Here is a 22143-nt window from a genome sequence, read left to right as displayed (position 1 = left end):
TCCAGCCTCTGCCCTGGTAGGCCTCATCGATAGCCCGACCCCGTTCCATCGAAGTTTCCTATGTTGCTAAGCATACTTAGCAAATGGCACTTAGAGTGCTATATGCGACAAAAGGCGGCGCAGTTGAGGCTTATTCGCCCTGCGTGGCTTCAGTTGCCGGGAACAGGTTGGGATAGCGCTGATGCAGGATGTATTGGCGTAACGCAGGAATCGGGAAATCCTTGGGCCATTGCGACACTGCAGATCGGCTTATGCCAAAGAAGCGCGCCAGTTCGGCATCGGTGCGGAAACCCAGCCGGGTGCGCACCTGCCCCTTGCTCCAGAATTCGGTCACGGTCGGTCCTTCTGTTAACCAGACTTATTCTTGGAACAAGGGATCTTTGCGATCCACGCGTTAAGCTGGCTTGCATAGATGAATACTCTCGGCCAACGACTCGCCATTGCCATGAAGAAAGCCGGGCACCCTCGCCCGGCCGATCTGGCCCGCGCCGCCGATTCGACGACGGCAACCATCAGCAACTGGCTCAACGACCACGTCAGCCCCGCCCATGTGAAGGCCGAACAGCTGTTCCGCATCGCCGATGCGGCCAAGCTGGATGCGCGTGAACTGCTGTATGGCGTGAGCGGGCTTGGCGTCGGTGAGCGGGGCAATACCTATATCCCCAGCCAGGCCCACCTGGATGTCTGGCAGGACGCCTACGAACTGGTCAGCCACCTGGTGGAAGAGAAGGGCCTGGAGATCGACCACCGCCGCCACGCGGCCCTGGACCTGCTGGCCTTCGAACTGCTGATGGACGGCTTCAGCCGCAGCAAGGTCATCCGGGTGCTGACGACCTCGATGACGTGAATGCACTACCGCTGGTAGCATGGTCGCCGATGGGGATGGGGCTCCCCCGATAACCGCCTGAAAGGGCTGATGGCTCCTGCCAGGACGAACCGGCGTTCGTCGATGGCAGGCCGTGCCTGCCCTCGGCGTTCGCCATCGAATCAGCGAACCCGTACCCGAGGCACGTGATGCACGCATTGAACAACTACTTGCTGGTCTTCATCGGCGGCGGGCTCGGCGCCTGCCTTCGCCATGCCTGCAACCTGATCGGTACGCGGGTGGCAGTCGGCAGCCCGTGGCCATGGTCGACCTTCCTGATCAACATCAGCGGCGCGCTGCTGATGGGCGTGCTGGTCGAAGCCTTCGCCCTGCGCAATGGCGCCTCGCCGCAGCTGCGCCTGCTGCTGGCCACCGGCGTTCTCGGCGGCTACACCACGTTCTCCACCTATGCGCTGGAAATCGGCGTGCTGCTGCAGCGCGGCCAGCACGGCCTGGCAGCGTTGTACGCCGGCGGTTCGGTGGCACTGGGCCTGGTCGGCCTGTTCGGTGGCATGAAACTGGCCCGGCTGGTGCTGGGCTGAGACTCAGGCCGCGCCGGCGCGGGCCTGCCCGCGCCACTCGCGCGGCGACTGCCCGGTGTGCGCCTTGAATGCGCGCGACAGCGCGGCTTCGCTGCCGTACCCCACATCGTCGGCAATCCGCTTGAGCGGTCTGCCCTGGCGCAGTGCCTGCTGCGCCAGGCCCACCCGCCAGCCCTGCAGGTATTGACCGGGCGTGGTGCCCATCGCCTCACGGAAACTGGCAGCAAACACGCTGCGTGACATGCCGGCGACCTCGGCCAGGTCTTCCAGGGTCCAGGACTGTGCGGGCGCTTCATGCATCGCCACCAGCGCCAGCCGCAGCCGCGGATGCCCCAGCCCGGCAAACAGGCCACCACGCATTTCGCCCCCTTCCATCAGCTGCCGCAGCACCTGGATCATCACCACCTCGAACAGCCGGTTGACCATCGCCGCACGCCCGCAGCGCTGCTCGAAGGCTTCCTCGAACAGCAGTTCCAGCGCTGCGTTGCCGCCGTACAGATCGGCCAGCGGCAGGCAGATGAAATCGGGCAATGCGGCGCTGATCGGGTTGAGCCGTCCACCCTCGAAATGCAGGTTGGCGCAGGCCATGTCGGCGCCGTGCTGCGGATCGGTGCTGAACCGATGCGGCATCGGCCGCGGGTACAGCAGCAGGCTCGGCACCTCGACCTGCACGGTCTGCTGGCCGTGGCTGACCTGCAGCGGGCCACGTCGCACCAGGTGCAACTGCCCGGCTTCATCCTCGCCGTCCAGCGTGTTGATGCCGCACAGCGCGCCGGCATGGAACACCGAGGCGGTGACCGAAAAACGTTCCAGCAGAATTGCGAGACGGTCGACCATGACGGGACTCCGGATCAAGCGAGACGAACTCAATGCGACAGATCGTATCGGATTCGGCGGTTGAGGGGGCGGCACTGGCTGAGTGATCCGTCTCGAATTCATGCAGCTGCGCCAGCATGACGACGGCCGCCTGGTGCTGCGCTACGCCGGGCCTGCCTCGGTATAGCGCATCACCACGAAGCGCTCTTCCGCGGCCGGTGCAACGAAGTGGCGGGTGATACGTTCGAACTCCTCGTCGCTGGCCTGGAACGGATGTTCGCCGAGAGCATTGCGCGCGCGCAGCCGCGCCTTGCAGACCTCATCGGCAATGTCGAGGAAATGCAGTTGATGTGCAGCGCCAACCGGCGAGAACACTTCACGTGCCCACGCGCGGCTGGCTGGCGTATTGAATGGGAAATCGAGCACCACCGAAACACCGGCCTGCAGCAATGCGCGCAGATGATCGGCCAGCACATTGCGCAACGTGGCTGCACGCTGCAGATAGTCGGCAATGGAATGGATTTCGCCCGGATACAGCGCCGCCAGCCACGTGTCTTCGCTGATCAATACGTGGCGCGGCTTCAACGCCAACTGCTGCGACAGGGTGGATTTGCCGGCACCGATCTTGCCGCACACCAGGTGCAGGGTCGGCGCAGCGTCGTTCGATGAAAGGTCGTGCATCTGCATTCTCCTTGGTGGATTCATTACCCGGGAGAGCGCTGCATGCAACCCGCCTTCCCGGGCAGGTTGCTTGGCCGTGATGACCGCGCGCTACCCCGCCTTCCCGTGGGGAATGCGGATAATCGACGCGATGCTGTGCAGGGCCATGCCGCCAGCGTAAAGCGCGGCACCGCCAACCGGCAATGCCCTGCGGCAGTGCAGCGCGCGCAAGGTGGTGCAGGGATCTATGCTCGGCGCCATTCCCGCATGGAATGACCCCGATGCGACCCTTGCTTCGATGCGCACTTGCCCTCTGCCTGCTGCCCTGGATGACATCGCTGGCTGCACCGCCGCCAGCAGCGCGTACGCTCAGCGGCGAGCGGCAGGGCGCACCATGGCGGCTGGATGTGCCTGCCGACTGGAACGGCGACCTGGTAATGCTGGCCCATGGCTATGAACCGGTCGGCGTGCCGCGCACCGCCCCCATGGCGGCCAATGACAGCACCGCACCACTGCTGGCAGCAGGTTACGCCGTCGCGCAGAGCGCCTATGCCAGCCAGGGCTGGGCGGTGGCCGATGCGATCACCGACATGGAACGCCTGCGCCAGCAGGCAGTGGGTGAACTCAAGCATGTCCGCCACACCTGGATGCTGGGATTCTCGATGGGCGGTGCCGTGACCATCGGAAGCCTCGAACGCTTCCCGCAGCACTACACCGGCGGTGTATCGCTGTGCGGCGCCAATCTCAGTGGCGAACAGATCGCGACCGATCTGCTGACCACGCTGGTCGCGTTCGATTACTTGTTCCCCCAGGCTGATGGGTTGCCGCCCACCGGCCTGCTATCGCGCGAAGCGGCGGCGCTGCCGCAGGGCGAGTTGTACCAGGGCATCGCCAATGCACTGCAACGTGATCCGTCGCACGCCGCAGTGCTGGCACGGCGGCTGCAGGTGTCCCCTGATGCACTGGCCGGCGCCATCAGCCTGCACGCACTGGTGCTGCACGAACTGGCCACGCGCAGCGGCGGCATGCCGGTCGGCAACCTGGGGGTGGTGTACAGCGGATTCGGTGACGACGCCGCGTTCAATGCCGGCGCTCAGCGCATCGATCCCGTGCCTGCGGCACAGGCGCATGTCCGCGACACGCTGGCAATGACCGGCGCACTGAAGCGACCGCTGGTGATCCAGTTCAACCACAACGACCCGACCATCGTGCCGCACATGCAGACGGTGTATCCGCAATTGGCCGTACGGGCTGGCGCACGCCCGCTGCCACGCGTGTTGCCGCCGGTGGGCGAAGGACACTGTGGTTTTTCTGGGGCACAGGTGGTCGACGCCTTGAAAGCAGTGCAACGCTGAGTCCATCGCGTGCCGCAACGCATCACCACCGTGCCGGAAGGGGCTGCTGGGGTGGCGTGTCTTGTTCAGCCGCCAAGGCCTCGGCCTGACCAGCATGGTGCTGCACGATGCACGCCGCCCGATCGGCATGCAGGGCCAGGCGCTGACCGTGCGAGCGCGACCATGACGGGCCCAGTCAGCCGCCCAGCGTGCCCATCGTGAAGGTGTAGCCCGAGCTCATCAGGAATTCGCGCATGCGCATTTCCGCGCGCCGCGGTGAGGCCAGGCTGGCCGGCGCATACAGCGCATACACCAGGCCCGATCCCTCGATATGCTCGCGGCGGACCTCGCAGCGGGCGGTTTCCGAGGCAATCACCCATCCGTCCTTCAGCCGCTCCGGCCCGATGGATTGCCCGTTCTTCAACCGAAAGGTCAGCCAACGCACATCTGCCATGACTTTGCTCATTTCCGTTTCGCTCCGTGGCTGAAGCGACGCGTGATGTCCTTGCTCGACATTGCGGCTCCCTGAGACGTGGAACCCGACCATAGCGCCTTTCCATGTCGTGGCCGGCTGAGACTGGCGGCCGCGGCATGCGAGCTGCCGCACGGGTTCCCTCGCGGCGTCGGAAATGGCGACGGCAGGGAGCGTCCTGCCGGCGCAGTTCACAGGCAGGGAACCCGACTCACGCAGCGCGGTCGCTGCCCTGGTTCAAGGCGTGCAGCGCATCGGCCAGCGCCTGGATTTCGGCACGCAGGGCCAGCCGCTGCAACCACCGCCCGGGGATTCCGCGCGCACCATGGAATGCGCCCGCCAGCTGCCCCGCGATGGCGGCCGTGGTGTCGGCGTCCTCGCCAAGATTGGCCGCCTCGAGTACGACGGCTTCAAAGGTGTCGTGGCGATCAAAGCACCAGAGTGCAGCTTCGACACTGTCGACAACATAGCCATTGCCACGGATCTGCTCACGCGCGGCACCGCGGTAGCCGCCCGCCGCGATCTGCTGCAGCCGCGCGCTCTCGACGGGGACATTGCTGAGATCCAGCACCGCGTCACGGGGGCCACCTGCCAACGCCCGCTCCAGCGCGACCGCCAGCAAGCGGCACGCCTCCAGGCACTCCTGCGCAGCGTGCGTCGTTCGCGAACTCAGCTCGACCATTGCCTGCAGGTCGGGGGTCCCGGCGTAGCGCAATGCCACCGGCGCCAAACGCATGATCGAGCCATTGCCAGCGCTGCGTGGGTCGTCACTACCCGCCAGCGGATGGCCATCCTGCAGGAACCGGTCGATCGCAGCCCGCGTTGCCATACCGATATCGAAGCACTCGCCGGTCGCACTCCAGTACCCATGCCGGTACCAGTTGGCGTAGCGGTTCATCTGATCGTGCACATCGAAGGTGTCACAACGCACCAAGCTCTCGGCCAGGCACATCGCCATGGAGGTATCGTCGGTCCATTGCCCCGGCTGCAGCTGGAATGGCCCACCACCCACCATGTCGGTGATCGGGGTGAAGCTGCCACGAGGCTTGAACTCCAGCGTGGTACCGACGGCATCGCCGCACGCGAGGCCGAGCAAGGCGCCGCGGAAGTGATCAATCTGGTTCATCAGACCAGTGTAGCGCCACCGGATCCGCCATGACTGGCCGCCAGGCCGCGCAACGATCGCGCAAGCGGGAAAGCAATCGTAGCCAACAAAAAAGCCCTGACCGGAGTCAGGGCTTTTCAATTGGAGGCCTCAAGCGGAATCGAACCGCTGTAAACGGATTTGCAATCCGGTGCATAGCCACTCTGCCATGAGGCCAACGTACTGCGTGCCAGGAACGGAACCCTGACAAGACAAAACCCCATGATGGGGCCTGTCGGAACATGGAGCGGGAAACGAGACTCGAACTCGCGACCTCAACCTTGGCAAGGTTGCGCTCTACCAACTGAGCTATTCCCGCGTAAGCCGACATGGTACCGGAAATCCGGAAAACACACCAGCGATTTCACCTTTCTGACTGCGCGCAAAGCCTTGTGGCTCAACGTGCCCCGCCTTGCCGTGGCGGGAGAAAAACAAGGCCCCTGCCGGGGCCCTGTAGAATCTGGAGCGGGAAACGAGACTCGAACTCGCGACCTCAACCTTGGCAAGGTTGCGCTCTACCAACTGAGCTATTCCCGCAGATTCCGTTCGACCTGCGTCGAAGGAGCGCTATTGTGTCCAAATTCCTTCACGCCGTCAACAGTCTTCACATCATGCGGTCACGGGCGTCCGCACTGGGGTACGCTGCCCCGCCCAGCCCCATGCGCCCATGTTCCTTCGCGGCAAACCCTTGTTGATCGCCCTGCTGCTGCATCTGCTGGTGGCGCTGCTGTACTGGGCACTGATTCCGCTGGGAATGAACTGGTATCGCGACCATTTCGGCTTCACCTCCCATCGCGACATCGGCCTGGGCATCGCCCAGTTCCATCTGTTCTGGATGTTCATTGGCGCCCAACTGCTGATCGCAGTGTTGCGGCCATTGTTCGCCAAGCTGCTGGTGCTGGCGGCGCCGCTGGCGTTCGCCAGCTGGACGCTGATGCACGACCATCCGCTGCGCCTGGTGTACTTCACCGCTGGACCTGGCCTGCTGGCACTGGCCGCAATCGCCGCAAGCCTGCGCTATTCGTCGCGGGCAACCTCCCGCTACACCACGGACACCACCGATGCCTAGACGTTACATCCGCCTGTTCTGGCTGCTGGTCGCGCTGACCTGGCTGGCGCTGATCGCCGCACTGGTCAATGCCGGCTTCACTCCGGACTACTGGCTGCTGCACCACCTGGAAGGCGCCGAACTGCCCTACCCGACCAGCACCGTCATCGTCTTCGCGTTGCTGGGCACCGTCGAACTGGTGGTAGCCGCCTTGATCGTGCGGCCGTGGAGACTGAAACGCCTGTGGCTGCGCCTGCTGATCGCCTTCGCCCTTCTGCTGCTGTGGTCGGTGCCGTGGATGCTGTCGGCGATGCATCAGCCGCCGGTACAAGGCATGCATCTGCTGTGGCTGCTGCTGTTGGACGTGGGCCTGCTGCTGGCGCTGTGCATGGTGTCGGCGGTGAGCGCGTGGCGGGCGTTCAGGCGTCGAGGGCGCGCGGATGCGCCCCCGTTGCAGCACTAGGCCTACTTCCGGAACTCCACCCGCACATGCTGGCCGAAGCGCGCCTTGGCCTCGCCATCGAACTCCAGCACGCACTCCACCACCTTGGCCACGCCACGCCCCGCGTCTTCAGGCAGGCGAGCCTGCGCGAACACCGGGCTGATGCGTACCACGCGTGCGGGCGGCAGCGTGCTGGCGTTCTCGGCACCATCGCTGTCTGGCACCACGGTGGCCCTCATGCCCACCTGCACGGCATCGGCGTAGGCCGCGCTGAGTTCGGCACGTACCTGCAGCGGGCGCGCCGGCAGCAGTGATATCGCCGGCTTGCCGGCCTGCACGAAGGCGCCGAGGCCCGGCACCTGGCTGACCACGGTGCCGGCTTCCGGCGCGCTCAGCGACATCTGCTGCAGTTTCAGCCTGGCGTGTTCCAGCTTGTGCTGGGCCATGTCGACCTGCGCACCGGCCACGTCGACATCGGCGCGTACGCCAGCCAGCTGCTGCTTGGCCGCATCGGCCTGCTGGTTGGACGACACGCCTTCGCTCGCACCCGTGGACAGGCGGGTGGCATTGCGCTCCAGTTCGCGCAGCTGCGCCTGGCTGCCCTTCAGGCGGTCATTGGCCAGTGCGAGATCAGCGGTGGCCATCGCCACTTCCTGCTGCAGCAGCGCACCGTCCAGCGACAGCAGAAGCTGCCCCTTCTTCACCGTGGCGCCCTCCTTCACCAGCGCGGCGGTGATCGAACCATCCACCGGCGGCGCCAGCGCGATCAGGCCACCCTCGACATCGATGATGCCGCGCGCCACCGCAACCTTGCCGGCGGTGGCAGTGCTGGCTTTACCTGCAGGTGCCTGGGCGGGCGCGTCCCTGGAACAGGCGCAAAGCAGCAGTGCCGCGGACAGTACCAGGCTGAGGGGAAGCAGGTGCGACGTCTTGGTCATGGGGCGGACTCTACGGTTTCGTTCTGGCGGCGGTCATCACGGACCATGCCGTCTTCCATGGCGATCACCCGATCGGCATGCCGGATCAGGCGCGGATCGTGGCTCACGCACAGCACGGTGGCGCCATGCGCACGTGCGTAGCGATGCAGGATGTCGATCACGCGCTGGCCGTTCTCGGCGTCCAGCGCGCTGGTGGGTTCGTCGGCGAAGATCAGTGTCGGCGACTTGGCGAAGGCACGGGCGACGGCCACACGCTGCTTCTCACCGCCGGACAACTGCGCCGGGCGCATGTGGCTGCGGTGGCTGAGGCCCACTTCTTCCAGCGCCTTGCGCGCCAGCGGCTCGCTTTCGCGATTGCGCATGCCGCGGTAGCCCAGCGGCAGCTGCACCTGCTCCAGCGCAGTCAGTGCCGGGAACAGGTTGAAGCCCTGGAACACGAAGCCGACATGGTGCAGGCGGAAGCGCTCCACCTCGCCGCGGGTCATGTGGCCCACGTCCTGGCCCAGCGCGTGCACGCGACCGCCATCCGGCGCGGACAGGCCGGACAGCAGCGACAGCAGCGTGCTCTTGCCGCACCCCGAAGGGCCCGAGACCAGGGTCAACTCGCCCGGATAGATGTCCAGCGACAGGCCGCGCAGCACCGGCACCTGTACATCGCCGGACATGAAGCCTTTTTCCAGTGCGTCGGCCTGCAACGTGGGGGCGACGGCATGTTTGGAGGTCATCGGCCGGTCCTCAACGCAGCAGCAACGATGGATCGGAGCGGACCACACTGCGTACCGCCATGATGCTCGACAGCATGGCCATCACCGCGACCAGCGCCACGCAGCCGATGATGACCATCGGCGTCAGCTGCACCGGCACGCGCTGGGACTGTGCGATCAACAGCACGACGGTACTGAACGCCGCCGCCAGCAACATGCCCACGCCACCGATCAGCAATGCCTGCTCGAATACCACCCGTGCCAGCGCGTAGCGACCTGCGCCGAGCGCGTTGAGCGTGGCGTACTCGCGCACCGAGCCAGCCACCACCGAGGCGAACGACTGGTTGGTGATCACCGCGCCGACGAAGCAGACGATGACGGCCATGAACAGCACCGCGATGCCGGCGCCGGTGTCGAACAACCAGTACTGCTGCGAACGGCTGGCGAACGCCGGCGCGGTCCAGAACTCGACCGGCGTGGCTTGGCCCATCGACGCAGCGAGGCGGTCGCGCACGCGGTCGGCCAGGTCCGGCGAGCGCAGGCCCGCCACGAAATAGGTACTACCCTCGTGCGGATCGGTACCGGCGATGGCACGCGCGGTATCCAGCGAGGCCAGCACGTTGACGCCACCGAGGCCACGCAGGCCGGGTTGCGCGGCGACCACGCGCACCGCCTTGCCATTGATCCATGCACGGTTGCTCTGCAGGTCCACGCCCAGCGTATCCAGGTCGGCGCTGTCGACGATCACCGCCCCCGGCTCGCGCAGTTGCGCGCGCAGGTCGGCAGGCAGGATGCGCGCGAACATCATTGCGTCATCGCCGGTGGAGATGCCGGACAGGTATACCGACACGTTGCCGGTACCCTGCGCGCCCGAGCGCCATTCGCCATCGACCCACTCGTAGGGTTCGACGCGGGTGACATCCGGGTCCATGCGCAGGTGGCTTTCGACGTCGGCGCTGATCGCATGGCCGTAATTGACGCTCTGGGTGCCGGGGAAACCCGCCCAGATGTCGGCCGAGGACGCTTTCACGTAGATCGCAGCGGTACCGAAGATGCCCAGCACCAGTGCCGCCTGCACGATCAACAGCACACCGGCGAAGCACATCGCCAGCACCACCGGCAGGAACCGGCGCCACTCATAGGCCAGGGTCTTGCGGGCCAGCGCGATCATTGCGATTCGCCCTCACCCTCGACAGGCAACGGAGCACCACCGAGGGCGCGGTAGAGCGACGCAAAGGCCAGCACGCGCGCACCCTGTGCACCGATCAGGTCGGCCTGCGCGGCGAGTGCCGCACGCTGCCCGTCAAGCCCGTCGAATTCGCTGGACAGCCCCAACTGCACCTGCCGCGCCTGCCGCTTGACCTGTTGCCCGGCGGCATCATCGGCCGCGCGCAGCGACTGGATGCTGCTGTCCTGGCGCGCCAGGCTGCCGAGCGCGCCTTCCACTTCGCTCACGCCTTCCAGCACCGCCTTGCGGTAACCCAGCAAGGCGGCATCCAGCTGCTTTTCATCGGCATGGAAGCGTGCGCGGCGCTGGCCCCAGTCCCACAGCGGAATATCGATGTACGGGCCGATCGACGGGCTCGAATCGGAATTGGAGCGGGCGTTCTGGGTGAGGTTGTAGGCGTACAGGATGGAGCCACCGAGGCTGACACGCGGATACATCGCGGCGCGTGCCGAACCCTTGCTGGCAGCAGCCTGCATCACCTCCGATTCGGCCAGCAGGATCTGCGGCCGATGGCGCAGCAGATCGGCCGGGACCTGCTGCAGCGAGAACGCACCCAGCGTCGGCGGCGTGCGATAGGCACGCCAGGCCGGGTCCGGGCCATCGCGTCCCAGCAGCAAAGCCAACGCACGGGCAGCGTTGTCCGCGTTTTCCCGTGCCTGTGCCGTGGCCGCGCGGGTGGCGGCCTGGCGTGCACGCAGGCGATCAAGTTCGCCGGGCTCATCAAGGCGCAGGCGCTGGCGTACCAGGGCCAACTGTTCGCCGCGATCGTCCACCGCCTGCTGGCGGGCCAACAGGTCCTGCTGGGCCTGCGCCACGGTCAGATCCAGATAGCTGCGCACCACGTCGGCGATCACCGCGACCTGCGCGGCACCACGCAGCGCCTCGGCATTGCCGGCCGACGCCTGTGCACTCAACTGCGCGCTCTCGGCGGCGCCGAACAGGCCCAGGTCCCAGATCGCTTCGATACCCGCGTGGAAGTAGGTGTCGACCGCAGCGGCATCCTGCACCTGCTTGGCGCTGGCCGTGATTTCCGGCAGGAAGCGCGAATCGGACGTGCCGGCGACAATCCGCACGGCCTGCAGGCGCAGCGTGGCCTGCTGCAGGTCGAGGTTGCCGGCGATGGCCTGATCGACCAGTCCATCCAGCGCTGGGTCGGACAACACTTTCCACCACTGTTTGGCGTCCACCGCCACGCCCTGGCCCTGCGGCACCTGGGTCCAGGTGCTGGGCGTGCGATCAGGCAGATCCGGAACCGGCACCGACATGCAGCCCGCCAATGCGAGACTTGCGAGCAGCGCGCCGGGTCGCAGCACTGCCTGCAGGGAGAGTCCGCGCCCCGTCCTGGGCACTGCCACTGAAGTGATACGCCTGACCACCAGCCCGCCAACGTGTAGAAGGAGCATGAAGGCTACCGTGCGATTGTGGAGCGAACATGGAGAAATGGTCCGAAAAAGGTCACAGCACGCGTGCGGTTCAGGCAACGCCGGCGCAGGCCTTTCGCCAGCCTTTCAGCGCCTGCAGCAGGCGGAACACTGGTGCGGATTCCAGGTCATTGCGTCTGTTGCAGCCCCTCGTGCCAGGTGCTTCCGATCGTCCCCACGATCGCTGCGCCCCCCGTCATGCCGATTGCGACACCAATGTCGGAATCGCCCCCAGCTGCAGACTTACCACGCCCACCATGAAAATGTCGTGGCCCGCCTGTAGCGACCCGCCTGGCCAACGTCATGACAAACGAAAAACGCCCCCTTGCGGGAGCGTTTTTCTTGAATCTGGAGCGGGAAACGAGACTCGAACTCGCGACCTCAACCTTGGCAAGGTTGCGCTCTACCAACTGAGCTATTCCCGCAGATTCCGTTCGACCTGCGTCGAAGGAGCGCTATTGTGTCGATATTGCTGCACGGCGTCAACAGGAATTTTCACCGGCATTGCGGGAGGCGTTCAGGCCCTCAGGACCGACACCTCAGGTTCGCAGGCCACGGCGGTGGAAGTAGACCTGCTCGGCGATGCGCCGCGTGGCCCCCGTGTGCAGCAGTGCGTTGAGCGGCCAGTCGGCCTGCAGATGGTCCATCGCCCAGCGCAGCAGGCGCTTGCCATGGAATGCCGGCGCCACCTGCCGCGCCACCCGTTCCGCTTCCGGCCCTTGCCCACGCAGATGGCGGGAAATCGCCTCGCCGACCGCCCAGCCGTGCCGCCACGAGGAGTGGATGCCGCCGGCGGACAGCGGCGAGACGATGCCTGCCGCGTCGCCGGTCAGGATCACGCGTTGGCCGGTGAAGGGCCCATCCGGCCGGCCGCACGGGACCAAGCCGGCGCGGGTGGCCGAGGGACGCGCCGAAGGCGGAATGCCGACCACATTGCGCACGTGGTCGAGGAAGCCATCGATATCCGGCGGCCGTACCTGTTGCGGGTCATGACGCAGCGCCAATCCCACCTGCAGCCCGGTCGGATTCTGCGCGACCCAGCCGATGTAGCCCGGTGCGTAGCGCTTGCTGACGAAGCAATGCAGTGCATCGCCCTGCGACACCTGCAGGCCGGCGAACTCACGCTCGACGCCGTAGAGGTTGTCACGCACCTGGCCAAGCCCAGTGCGTTGTGCCACGCGTGAGCGTGCGCCGTCAGCGCCAACCAGATAGGCGCATCGCCCTGCCCCATCCACCTGCCAGCCGTCACCACTGCGATGGGCGTCGGTAAAGGACTGCTGCAGGCGCAGGTCGACGCCGTTCGCATGCAGCTCGCTGGCCAGCCAGCGCATCAGGTTCGGCGTATCGGTGGTGAGGAAGTAATAGCCCGGTGCGGCCAGCAACACGCTGCGAAGGTTCGGCGCATACAGGCGCACGTTTGCGACCCGGTCCACCAGATGTTCGGGCATGCGCCCCAACCAGGTCTCCTCCATCGCTTCTTTCACCACGATACCGGTGGTGTGCAGGCGCTCGCCGGGGTCGACCTTGCGTTCCAGCACGCAGACGCGCAGACCGTACTGCGCGGCGGCCAAGGCGCAGGCGGCACCGGCGAAACTGGCGCCGACGATGACCACATCGTGGTCGTAAGCAGAGGATTGATGAGGCATCGCGGCATCGCCGGGCTGGAACGGAGATACAGCTTCGCGAGCACGCGTGGTGAGGCGATGGGGTGGCGGTGAAGCAGGGATGAAGTGCCCTGCACACAAACGAAAAAACGCTCCCTTCCGGGAGCGTTCTTCTTGAATCTGGAGCGGGAAACGAGACTCGAACTCGCGACCTCAACCTTGGCAAGGTTGCGCTCTACCAACTGAGCTATTCCCGCTTGGGAGGCGAAATTCTACCTGTTCCAAGGATGGCGTCAAGCGGTTTTTTCGGGGCCTGCGAGGCGCCTTGCACCGCGTATCCATGCATGGCGTGGATCTACTACAGCGTCTCCGCAAACTGATGGATCCGCACCATCCGTGGACGCAGCATTTCCAGTAGGTCCACGCCATGCGGGGATAGGCGCATCGATGGGGTCAGAGCCCTTTCCTTCGGAAAGGGATCCGACCCCGGGGCTCAGACTCCGGGCTCAGTTGCCCAGCTTCTTCTGCCGCGCACGCTCGCGCGCAGCGCGCTCATCGTCGCGCAGGCTCGGCCAGGCGGCGTGCAGGTACTGCAGGCCCGACCACAGGGTCAGCACGGCGGCAATGGCCAGGGTCCAGTCGCCGATATGGAACACCGGCCAGCCCATCCAGATGTCTTCCACCGGCACGTTCGGGGCCACCGAATACAGCAGGCACAACAGCGCGACCATCTGCGCGGTGGTCTTGACCTTGCCGATCATCGCCACGCGCACCTTCGCGCGCTGGCCCAGCTCGGCCATCCATTCGCGCAGCGCCGACACCGCGATCTCGCGGCCGACGATGACCGCCGCCCAGAACGCCATCCACGGCGTCGGATGACCCTGCACGATCAGGAACAGCGCCACCGCCACCATCAGCTTGTCCGCGACCGGGTCGAGGAAGGCGCCAAAGGCCGACTCCAGCTGGTAACGGCGTGCGATCCAGCCATCGAGCCAGTCGGTGATCGCGGCCAGGCCGAAGATCGCCGCCGAAGCGAAGTTGGTCCAGGTGTAGGGCAGGTAGAACACCAGCACCAGCACCGGGATCATCACGATCCGCAACAACGTCAGCCAGGTGGGCAGGGTCAACTTCATGCTTGCGTGCTTCTCTCTCTACTCGGCCGCATCAGGCGTGGCCAACCCGTGCAGGTTAGCGTAGATACGTGCCGCGAGGGCGTCATTGATGCCTTCCACCTTGGCGATCTCGGCTTCGCCAGCGGCTTTCAGGCCCACCAGGCCGCCGAAATGCTTGAGCAGGCTGGCGCGGCGGCGCGGCCCGATGCCGGGGATATCCTCCAGCTTGCTGGTCATCCGCGCCTTCTGGCGGCGCCCCCTGTGGCCGGTGATGGCGAAGCGATGCGCCTCGTCGCGCACCTGCTGGATGAACTGCAGCGCCGGGCTGGCCGCGCCCGGGCGCAGCTCGCGGCCATCGGGCATCACCAGCGCTTCGTGGCCGGCACGGCGCTCCACGCCCTTGGCCACGCCCACCAGCAGCACGCCTTCCACGCCCAGATCGGCCAGTGCGGCCTGGGCCTGCGACAGCTGGCCGGCGCCACCGTCGATCAGCAGCACGTCCGGCAGCACGCCCTGCTCTTCCACTGCGCGGCGGAAACGGCGGTCGATGGCCTGGCGCATGGCGGCGTAGTCGTCGCCCGGCTCGATGCCGCTGATGTTGAAACGGCGGTACTGCGCGCGCACCGGGCCGGCGGCGTCGAACACCACGCACGAGGCTACGGTGGCCTCGCCCAGGGTGTGGCTGATATCAAAACACTCGACACGCTTGACCGGCTCGGCCAGGCCCAGCATCTCGCGCAGCGCATCGCTGCGCGCGTGCTGCGCATTGCGGCTGTTGAGTTCGGTGGCCAGGGTCAGCTGCGCGTTGCGGCTGGCCAGTTCCACATAGCCGGCGCGCTCGCCGCGCACGTTCCACTTCAGCTGCACCTTGCGCTCGGCCGAGGCCGACAGCGCGGCGACAAGGAGGTCGGCATCGGGAATCTCGCGATCAAGCAGGATTTCGCGCGGTGGCTCGAATTCGATGTAGTACTGCGAAACGAAGGCCGCCAGCACTTCCTCCGGGCTTTCCTCGCCATTGGTGCGCGGGAAGAACGGGCGGGTACCGAGGTTGCGGCCATCACGGAAGGCCAGCAGCAGCACGCAGGCCTGCGAGCCCTGCATGGCCACGGCCAGCACATCGAGGTCCGCGGCGCGGCCATCCACGTACTGGCGGGTCTGCATGCTGCGCAGCGAGGAGATCAGGTCGCGCAGGCGCGCGGCCTGCTCGAACTCCAGCGCCTCGCTGGCGGCCTGCATCTGCTCGCCCAGTTCGCGGGTCAGCTCGTCACTCTTGCCTTCCAGGAACAGGGCGGCGCGGCGCACCGACTCGGCGTACTCCGGCGCCGGGACCAGCTCCACGCACGGCGCGCTGCAACGCCCGATCTGGTATTGCAGGCACGGCCGCGAGCGGTTGCGGAACACGCTGTCCTCGCAGCTGCGCAGCTTGAACAGCTTGTGCATCAGGTTCAGCGTCTCGCGCACGGCGGTGACGCCGGGATACGGCCCGAAGTAGCGCCCAGGAATGGCACGCGGGCCACGATGCAGCGCGATGCGTGGCCAGTCCTCGCGGGTCAGCAGCACATGCGGATAGGTCTTGTCATCGCGCAGTGAGACGTTGTAGCGCGGCGACAGCGATTTGATCAGCTGGTTTTCCAGCAGCAACGCCTCGGCTTCCGAGCGCGTCACGGTCACGTCCATGCGCGTGATCTGCGAGATCATCGACATGATCCGCGCGTTCTTCGGGCTGCCGTTGAAATAGCTGCCGACACGGTTGCGCAGCGCGCGCGCCTTGCCCACGTACAGCAGGGTGTCGTCGGCGGCGTACATGCGGTACACGCCAGGGGCGGTGCTGAGCTGGGCCGCGAAGGCCTTGCCGTCGAAGGCCGGGGCGGGAACGTCGGTCATTCGCTGATCGGGACTTCGCTGAGCACGCCGCTGTCGGGGTCGAATCGCAGCACGGCATGGGCGTCAGTCTCGGCGATCCACACCGCACCGGCGCCCACCGCCAATCCGGCCGGGCCATGCAGGCGGCGCGGCAGCGGCTGGGTGGTCAGTTCACCGCCGCCCAGGCGCAGCGTGCGCAGGCGACCGTTGCCGGTATCGGCAATCCACAGCAGCGGAGCGTCCGCGCTCAATGCGATCGCCTGCGGATACTGCAGGCTGGCCTGCGCACGCGGGCCGTCTTCGCTGCCGAAGCGCCAGGGCCCCTGCCCGACCAGCGTCTGCACCAGGTCGCCGCGCAGTTGCAGTGCACGGATCGAGGATCCCAAGGCGTCGGCGACGTACAACACCTGCTGCACCACGGCCAGCGCAGTCGGTTGGGCAAAGGCAGCCAGGTGGCCGCTGCCGTCACGCTCGTCGATGGAACCACTGCCGGCGCGCCATTGCAGGCTGCGCTGGCCCAGGTGGTAGCTCCAGATGCGGTTGTCGCCGGCCATCGCGATGTGCAGCTGGTTGTCGGCGATGGCCAGGCCGACAGGATGGTCCAGCGAGACCTGCCGCGCCTGCGCCACCGGACCTTCCATCGGCGCACCGGGACGTCCGTTGCCACACAGCGTGTCGACGATGCCGGTCAGCAGGTTGATGCGGCGCACCGCATGGTTGCCGGTGTCGGCGACGTACAGCGAATCGCGCTCCAGCACCAGCGCCTGTGGGCGGTGGAACGCCGCTTCGGCCAGGTTGCCGTCCATGAAATCGGCGGTACCGAGGCCGAACTGGCGCAGGATGCGGCCGCCATGGCTGCATTCGAGAATGCGGTGATGGCCACTGTCGGCGATGTACAGGCGTTCGGTGCTGACCGCCAGGCCCAGCGGGAACCGCAGCGCCTGGCGTGGTTCCGGATGCAGTTCGCTGCCGCCGCGCGGCGGCGCCGAAGGCGCGCCCTGGCACAGCGTGTTCAGGGCGCGCTCCAGTTCACCGGGTGCTCCCTGCCCGACCAGCCGCTGCTGCTCGCGACCCTGCGCGTCCAGCAGCACCACGGTCGGCCAGGCGGTAACGCCGAAGCGGCGCCAGCCATCCCAATCGGCATCGAGCAGTACGGGCATGGTCAGACCCTGGCGGCGCAGCAGCTTCAGTGCGGCACTGGCGTCGCGCTCGAAATCGAAGCGCGGCACCTGCAGCACCAGCGGCTGCAGCTTGCCGGGGTGGCGCGAGAGCCATTGGCCGAACTCGGCCAGGCGTTGCGCACTCCAGGCGGAGGCCGCATTGACGAACAGCAGCGCGACCGGCCGGCCGCGCAGTTCGGTCAGGGTGCAAGGGGTGGCATTGAGCCAGGTGGCGAACTCGGGCAGGTCCGGGACGGGCTGGACGTTCATGACCCGATTATGCCGGAGTCGGCGTCATGCAACAGTCGTGCCACCGCACGTTTTGCAGCATCGTCGACCAGCGACCAGACCTGTTCGAAATGATCGCTGCCGCCGCTGTAGGGGTCGGGGATGGCTACCCGCCCCTGAACGCCCGACCAGGGCAGGTACAACGCCAGCCGTTCACGCTGGGCCGCCGACGCCAGGCGCCCGGCATCACGCAGGTTGGCCTCGTCGGCACACAGGATCCAGTCGAAACGGTCGAAATCCACGTCCTGCAGTTGGCGTGCGCGCAGGCCGCCGATGTCCACGCCGTGCCCGGCCGCGCAGGCGATCGCGCGGCGGTCCGGCGGCTCGCCCACATGCCAGTCGCCGGTGCCAGCCGAATCAACCTGCACCCGCCCGGCCAGCGGCGAGGCATCCAGGCGTGCGCGCAGCGCGCCTTCGGCCATCGGCGAACGGCAGATGTTGCCGAGGCAGACGACCAGCAGCCTCATCGCGGCGCCATCGCCTGCAGCAGCCCCTCGGCGCGCTCCAGGTCCTCGGGCGTGTCGATGCCCGGCGGGAACGGCTCGGGCGAGATCGCCACGCTGATCGGATAGCCCGCTTCCAGCACGCGCAGCTGCTCCAGCGATTCGACCTGCTCCAGCTGGCCCGGCGGCATCGCCGCGAACTGCTGCAGGAAGCCGGCGCGATAGCCGTAGATGCCGATGTGGCGCAACCAGTGGTGGCCGTCCGGCAGCGTGTCGCGGCTGCGTGCGAAGCCGTCGCGGTGCCAGGCGATCGGCGCGCGGCTGAAGTACATCGCCTCGTTGCGCACGTTGCGCACCAGCTTCACCACGTTCGGGTCGAACAGGGTGTGCGCGTCCTCGACGGTCGTGGCGAGAGTCGACATCGTCGCAGTGCCTGCGACCAGCGCATCGGCCACCGCACGGATACCGGCCGCCGGTGCGAACGGTTCGTCGCCCTGCAGGTTGACCACCACCGTGTCATCGGCCCAGCCTGCAATGCGTGCGCATTCGGCCAGGCGATCAGTGCCGGAGGCGTGCGTGGTCGCGGTCATCGCCACCTTCACTTCGGCCAGCCCGGACAGCGCATCGGCAATGCGCTGATCGTCGGTCGCTACCCAGACTTCACGGGCACCGGCCTGCAGCGCGCGGCGCGCCACATGCAGCACCAGCGGCTCGCCGCCCAGCGGGCGCAACGGCTTGCCCGGCAGCCGCGAGGCGGCATAGCGGGCCGGAATGGCGACGACGAATTCAGTCATGCAGGCGGTACTCGGCAGGCTCGTTACAACGGGAATGCGGGCAGCAGCGCGTGAATGCAAGCGCCGCCGCACCACTCAGTTCGGCCGCAGCTTGTCCAGGCGATCGGTCAGCGCCACCCAGAACGCCGCGGGCAGCTCGGCGCGCAACGGAACCGCGTAGTGCCAGTCGTTGCCGAACGCACGGCATTTCACCGCGTCCTTCTCGGTCATCAATACCGGCAGCTGGCTGCCGAAGGACAGGTCCTGCGGCTGGTAGGCCTGGTGGTCGGCGAACGCATGCGGCACCACGCCGATCCCGCGCGCGCGCAACATGTCGAAGAAGCGCTGGGGATGGGCAATGCCGGCCACCGCATGCACGCGCTGGCCCTTGAAGTACGCCAGCGGGCGAGCGCGGCCACCGGCCAGCGGCTGTGCACTGTCGATGTGCAGCGCCATCGGCCACTGGCCGAAGCCACAGGCCTGCGCTGCGGTTTCCTCATCGGCCTGGCCGAGGTTGACCACCCGGAAATCGCATTCGCTGGCGCGGCTGACGGGCTCGCGCAACGGCCCGGCCGGAATCATCCGGCCATTGCCGTAGCGACGCTGCGCATCGACCACTTCGATCTCGATGTCGCGCGCCAGGCGGTAGTGCTGCAGGCCATCGTCGCAGACGATCACATCGCAGCCGGCCTCGATCAGCGCCTTGCCGGCGGCGACACGGTCGCGGTCCACGCGCACCGGCACACCGGTCTTCCAGGCGATCAGCACCGGCTCGTCACCGCCCTTGGCAGTTGGCGTATCGGCCTGCACCCACAGCGGCTTGTCGGCGTCTTCGCGACCATAACCACGGCTGGCCACGCCCGGCTTCCAGCCGGCCGCGCGCAGGCGCTCGACCAGGGCAATGGTCAGCGGCGTCTTGCCGGTACCACCGGCGGTGATGTTGCCGACCACGATGACCGGCACCGGCAGCGAGTGGCGCTTGCGCCAGCCACGCCGATAGGCGCGCCGGCGCAGCGCGGTGACACCTGCGTACAGCGGCGCCAGCAGGCGCATCGTCCACGGAACGGGGCTGCCGTCGTACCAGTACGCCGGGGTCTGGGTACCCTTGCCGGCCATCAGTCCTGCCTTTCGCGGAACTGCATGCTGTGCAGATGCTGGTAAAGGCCGCCCAGTTCGAGCAGCTCCTTGTGGGTGCCACGTTCAACGATGCGGCCATGGTCCATCACCAGCACCTGGTCGGCATGCTCGATGGTCGACAGGCGGTGCGCGATGACCAGCGTGGTGCGTTCCGGCATCAGGCGCTGCAGCGCATCCTGCACCAGGCGCTCGGATTCGTTGTCCAGCGCCGCAGTGGCTTCGTCGAGGATCAGGATCGGCGCGTCGCGCAGGATCGCGCGGGCAATCGCCAGGCGCTGGCGCTGGCCACCGGACAGCAGCGCGCCATTCTCGCCGACCGGGGTCTGCAGCTGCTGCGGCATGCGTGCGATGAACTCCCAGGCATTGGCCGCTTCGGCCGCCGCACGGATCTGCTCATCGGTCGCCTCCATGCCGTAGGCGATGTTGGCCGCGATGGTGTCATCGAACAGCATCACCTTCTGCCCGACGATCGCCACCTGCCGGCGCAGGTCGGCCAGCGGATAGTCATCCAGGGCCACGCCATCGAGGGTGATGACGCCGCCACTGGGCTCGTAGAAGCGCGGAACCAGCCGGATCAGGCTGGTCTTGCCGCTGCCGGAACGGCCGACGATGGCCGTCACCGTGCCCGGCCTGGCAACGAAACTGATGTCGTCCAGGGCAATGCCGCTGTCTTCGCGGTAGCGCAGCATGACGTGGTCGAACGCCAGTTCGCCGCGCACGCGCTGCACGCGGTGCTGGCCCTCATCACGCTCCACCGGCATGTCGAGGATGCCGAACAGGCGCTCGGCGGCGGAGACGCCGCGCGAAATCGAGGTCTGTACGCTGGTCAGTCGGCGCAGCGAGGGAATGATGGCCATCATCGAGGTCATCAGGCCCATGAACTGGCCGGCATTGAGGCGGCCGGCCAGGGCTTCGCGGGTCGACACCCAGACAATCACCGCCAGCGCCAGTGCGGCCAGGAACTGCACCACGCTGGACGCGGCGGCGCGGGTGACCTCGACCTTCATGTTCAGCGCCAGCATGCGGTTGGCCAAGCGAGAGTAGCGCGAGATCTCATGCTGCTGGGTGCCGTGCACCTTCACTTCCTGCTGCGCGGCCAGCGACTGCTCGGCAGTCTGCGCCATCGTGCCCATGCCGTCCTGGATGCCGCGGCTGATGCGACGGTAGCGCTTGCCCACGTAGGACACGATGCCGCCGATCAGCGGCACCACCAGCAGCATCGCCAGGGTCACCTTGACGCTCATCTGCAGCATCACCGCCAGCATCGCGATGATGGTGAGGGTATCGGCGACCACGGTCTTCAGCGCGTCGGCACTGGCCTGGGTGACCTGTTCCGTATCGAAGTTGAGGCGGCTGACCATTACCGGCGTCGCTTCGGTATCGAAGTGCGACGACGGCAGGTGCAGGTACTTCTGCAGCACCTGCTCACGCAGGTCGCGGACCACGCTGCGGCCGGTCTTGGCCAGCGTGTAGTCGCTGACCCAGGTGGCCAGGCTGCGCATCAGGAACAGGCCGAGGATGGTCAGCGGCAGCACCACGGCCGCGCGCGGCTGCGGATCGACGAAACCTTCGTTGACCAGCGGCTCCATCAGCTTGGTGAAGTGGTAGCCGGCAAGAGCTTCGACCACCATGGCGATGACCGCGCCGACCATGAACACCCAGTAGGTGCGGGTGTAGCCCAGCAGACGTTTGTAGATCGGCCACACCGGCGCGTGATGGGAACTCATGGACGCACCTCTGGCGCAGTTGCAATGGCGATACGACGGAAACCGAGCTGACCGAGCGCGTCCTGCGCAGTCACCACGGCCTGGTAGGGAGTACGCGCGTCGGCGCGCAGCAGCACGGGCTGGCTGCGATCACTGCCGGCGACGGCGACGATGGTCTGCTTGACGGACTCGACATCGCTGCGCAGCACTTCCTGGTCATTGATGAAATAACGGCCTTCGGCGTTGATCAGCACGCTGAGCGAACGCGGCGGTTCGTTGTTGGGCTGCTGGCTGGCGGTGGGCAGCTGCACCTGCAACGTCGAGCGCGCATCGAAGGTGGTGGTGACCACGAAGAAGATGATCAGCACCAGGATGACGTCGATCAGCGGGACCAGATCGATATGCGGCTCATCCTGGGATCGGTCATTGCCGATACGCATCGA

23 protein-coding genes, 5 tRNA genes and 1 riboswitch are annotated in these 22143 nt (G+C 66.8%); of the genes, 5 read left to right on the top strand and 23 right to left on the bottom strand.

What is annotated here, in order from left to right; genetic code table 11:
- Nucleotides 1-130 precede the first annotated feature (130 nt).
- Complete coding sequence (locus tag AC5P8F_RS02845) at nucleotides 131-334, bottom strand: helix-turn-helix domain-containing protein (protein WP_014646673.1); 204 nt, start codon at nucleotides 332-334, stop codon at nucleotides 131-133.
- Nucleotides 335-445: 111 nt separating this feature from the next.
- Between AC5P8F_RS02845 and AC5P8F_RS02840 the strand changes: the two genes are divergently transcribed.
- Nucleotides 446-847 (top strand): helix-turn-helix domain-containing protein, encoded by a 402-nt coding sequence (locus AC5P8F_RS02840; RefSeq protein ID WP_005415999.1) that lies wholly within the window; start codon nucleotides 446-448, stop codon nucleotides 845-847.
- Nucleotides 848-869: 22 nt separating this feature from the next.
- Nucleotides 870-933, top strand: a riboswitch (Fluoride riboswitch).
- 81 nt (nucleotides 934-1014) lie between these two features.
- The gene (gene crcB / locus AC5P8F_RS02835) at nucleotides 1015-1407 is read left to right on the top strand and encodes a fluoride efflux transporter CrcB (protein ID WP_014646672.1); all 393 of its coding nucleotides are present in this window, start codon (nucleotides 1015-1017) and stop codon (nucleotides 1405-1407) included.
- A gap of 3 nt (nucleotides 1408-1410) precedes the next feature.
- On the opposite strand, the gene AC5P8F_RS02830 is transcribed toward crcB, so the two are convergent.
- Nucleotides 1411-2244, bottom strand: a complete 834-nt coding sequence (locus AC5P8F_RS02830; protein ID WP_032959295.1) for an AraC family transcriptional regulator — start codon at nucleotides 2242-2244, stop codon at nucleotides 1411-1413.
- A gap of 141 nt (nucleotides 2245-2385) precedes the next feature.
- The gene (locus AC5P8F_RS02825) at nucleotides 2386-2904 is read right to left on the bottom strand and encodes a P-loop nucleotide/nucleoside kinase family protein (RefSeq protein ID WP_014646670.1); all 519 of its coding nucleotides are present in this window, start codon (nucleotides 2902-2904) and stop codon (nucleotides 2386-2388) included.
- Between the two features lie 260 nt (nucleotides 2905-3164).
- Between AC5P8F_RS02825 and AC5P8F_RS02820 the strand changes: the two genes are divergently transcribed.
- Nucleotides 3165-4238 (top strand): alpha/beta hydrolase family protein, encoded by a 1074-nt coding sequence (locus AC5P8F_RS02820; RefSeq protein ID WP_495227592.1) that lies wholly within the window; start codon nucleotides 3165-3167, stop codon nucleotides 4236-4238.
- Nucleotides 4239-4413: 175 nt separating this feature from the next.
- Here AC5P8F_RS02820 and AC5P8F_RS02815 read toward each other — a convergent pair whose 3' ends face one another.
- The 5 genes from AC5P8F_RS02815 to AC5P8F_RS02795 form a co-directional block, all read right to left on the bottom strand.
- A complete protein-coding gene (locus AC5P8F_RS02815; RefSeq protein WP_032959304.1) occupies nucleotides 4414-4683 on the bottom strand; it encodes a hypothetical protein in 270 nt (89 codons plus the stop codon).
- Between the two features lie 217 nt (nucleotides 4684-4900).
- A complete protein-coding gene (locus tag AC5P8F_RS02810) occupies nucleotides 4901-5815 on the bottom strand; it encodes an ADP-ribosylglycohydrolase family protein (RefSeq protein ID WP_346601260.1) in 915 nt (304 codons plus the stop codon).
- A 121-nt stretch (nucleotides 5816-5936) separates the two neighbouring features.
- Nucleotides 5937-6010: transfer RNA gene (locus tag AC5P8F_RS02805), tRNA-Cys, on the bottom strand.
- 66 nt (nucleotides 6011-6076) lie between these two features.
- Nucleotides 6077-6152 (bottom strand) — tRNA-Gly (locus AC5P8F_RS02800).
- Between the two features lie 142 nt (nucleotides 6153-6294).
- Nucleotides 6295-6370 (bottom strand) — tRNA-Gly (locus tag AC5P8F_RS02795).
- A gap of 130 nt (nucleotides 6371-6500) precedes the next feature.
- Between AC5P8F_RS02795 and AC5P8F_RS02790 the strand changes: the two genes are divergently transcribed.
- Complete coding sequence (locus AC5P8F_RS02790; protein ID WP_014646639.1) at nucleotides 6501-6902, top strand: hypothetical protein; 402 nt, start codon at nucleotides 6501-6503, stop codon at nucleotides 6900-6902.
- Nucleotides 6895-7344, top strand: a complete 450-nt coding sequence (locus AC5P8F_RS02785) for a hypothetical protein (RefSeq protein WP_014646638.1) — start codon at nucleotides 6895-6897, stop codon at nucleotides 7342-7344. The genes AC5P8F_RS02790 and AC5P8F_RS02785 overlap by 8 nt, the downstream gene beginning before the upstream one ends.
- A 2-nt stretch (nucleotides 7345-7346) precedes the next feature.
- Here AC5P8F_RS02785 and AC5P8F_RS02780 read toward each other — a convergent pair whose 3' ends face one another.
- The 15 genes from AC5P8F_RS02780 to AC5P8F_RS02710 form a co-directional block, all read right to left on the bottom strand.
- Nucleotides 7347-8261: an efflux RND transporter periplasmic adaptor subunit gene (locus AC5P8F_RS02780; protein ID WP_075075705.1), complete on the bottom strand. Its 915-nt coding sequence runs from the start codon at nucleotides 8259-8261 to the stop codon at nucleotides 7347-7349.
- Entirely contained in the window at nucleotides 8258-8986 is a 729-nt protein-coding gene (locus AC5P8F_RS02775; RefSeq protein WP_032959314.1) for an ABC transporter ATP-binding protein, read from the bottom strand. The genes AC5P8F_RS02780 and AC5P8F_RS02775 overlap by 4 nt, the downstream gene beginning before the upstream one ends.
- Before the next feature lie 10 nt (nucleotides 8987-8996).
- Nucleotides 8997-10136, bottom strand: coding sequence for an ABC transporter permease (locus AC5P8F_RS02770; protein ID WP_032959316.1), 1140 nt, complete (start codon nucleotides 10134-10136; stop codon nucleotides 8997-8999).
- Complete coding sequence (locus AC5P8F_RS02765) at nucleotides 10133-11596, bottom strand: efflux transporter outer membrane subunit (RefSeq protein ID WP_032959318.1); 1464 nt, start codon at nucleotides 11594-11596, stop codon at nucleotides 10133-10135. The genes AC5P8F_RS02770 and AC5P8F_RS02765 overlap by 4 nt, the downstream gene beginning before the upstream one ends.
- 367 nt (nucleotides 11597-11963) lie before the next feature.
- Nucleotides 11964-12039: transfer RNA gene (locus AC5P8F_RS02760), tRNA-Gly, on the bottom strand.
- 114 nt (nucleotides 12040-12153) lie between these two features.
- Complete coding sequence (locus tag AC5P8F_RS02755) at nucleotides 12154-13260, bottom strand: NAD(P)/FAD-dependent oxidoreductase (RefSeq protein ID WP_075075706.1); 1107 nt, start codon at nucleotides 13258-13260, stop codon at nucleotides 12154-12156.
- Between the two features lie 139 nt (nucleotides 13261-13399).
- Nucleotides 13400-13475: transfer RNA gene (locus AC5P8F_RS02750), tRNA-Gly, on the bottom strand.
- A gap of 249 nt (nucleotides 13476-13724) precedes the next feature.
- Nucleotides 13725-14351: a CDP-diacylglycerol--glycerol-3-phosphate 3-phosphatidyltransferase gene (pgsA, locus tag AC5P8F_RS02745; RefSeq protein WP_012510614.1), complete on the bottom strand. Its 627-nt coding sequence runs from the start codon at nucleotides 14349-14351 to the stop codon at nucleotides 13725-13727.
- Nucleotides 14352-14369: 18 nt separating this feature from the next.
- Entirely contained in the window at nucleotides 14370-16214 is a 1845-nt protein-coding gene (gene uvrC / locus AC5P8F_RS02740) for an excinuclease ABC subunit UvrC (RefSeq protein ID WP_014646611.1), read from the bottom strand.
- On the bottom strand, nucleotides 16211-17623 hold the full coding sequence (locus tag AC5P8F_RS02735; protein ID WP_495227591.1) for a hypothetical protein: 1413 nt from the start codon (nucleotides 17621-17623) through the stop codon (nucleotides 16211-16213). Before AC5P8F_RS02735 ends, uvrC begins: the two co-directional genes overlap by 4 nt.
- Nucleotides 17620-18108 carry a low molecular weight protein-tyrosine-phosphatase gene (locus AC5P8F_RS02730; protein WP_495227590.1) on the bottom strand — a complete coding sequence of 163 codons (489 nt, stop codon included), beginning with the start codon at nucleotides 18106-18108 and terminating at the stop codon, nucleotides 17620-17622. Before AC5P8F_RS02730 ends, AC5P8F_RS02735 begins: the two co-directional genes overlap by 4 nt.
- Complete coding sequence (gene kdsB, locus AC5P8F_RS02725) at nucleotides 18105-18878, bottom strand: 3-deoxy-manno-octulosonate cytidylyltransferase (protein ID WP_014646608.1); 774 nt, start codon at nucleotides 18876-18878, stop codon at nucleotides 18105-18107. The genes AC5P8F_RS02730 and kdsB overlap by 4 nt, the downstream gene beginning before the upstream one ends.
- Nucleotides 18879-18953: 75 nt before the next feature.
- A complete protein-coding gene (gene lpxK / locus AC5P8F_RS02720; protein WP_032960871.1) occupies nucleotides 18954-19973 on the bottom strand; it encodes a tetraacyldisaccharide 4'-kinase in 1020 nt (339 codons plus the stop codon).
- Nucleotides 19973-21721 (bottom strand): lipid A export permease/ATP-binding protein MsbA, encoded by a 1749-nt coding sequence (gene msbA / locus AC5P8F_RS02715; RefSeq protein WP_014646606.1) that lies wholly within the window; start codon nucleotides 21719-21721, stop codon nucleotides 19973-19975. Before msbA ends, lpxK begins: the two co-directional genes overlap by 1 nt.
- On the bottom strand, nucleotides 21718-22140 hold the full coding sequence (locus AC5P8F_RS02710; RefSeq protein ID WP_053494939.1) for an ExbD/TolR family protein: 423 nt from the start codon (nucleotides 22138-22140) through the stop codon (nucleotides 21718-21720). The genes msbA and AC5P8F_RS02710 overlap by 4 nt, the downstream gene beginning before the upstream one ends.
- Between the last annotated feature and the right edge of the window lie 3 nt (nucleotides 22141-22143).

The organism is Stenotrophomonas sp. YJH_SMC_69 (assembly GCF_059370495.1).
This window is presented reverse-complemented; position numbering and strand designations above follow the sequence as displayed.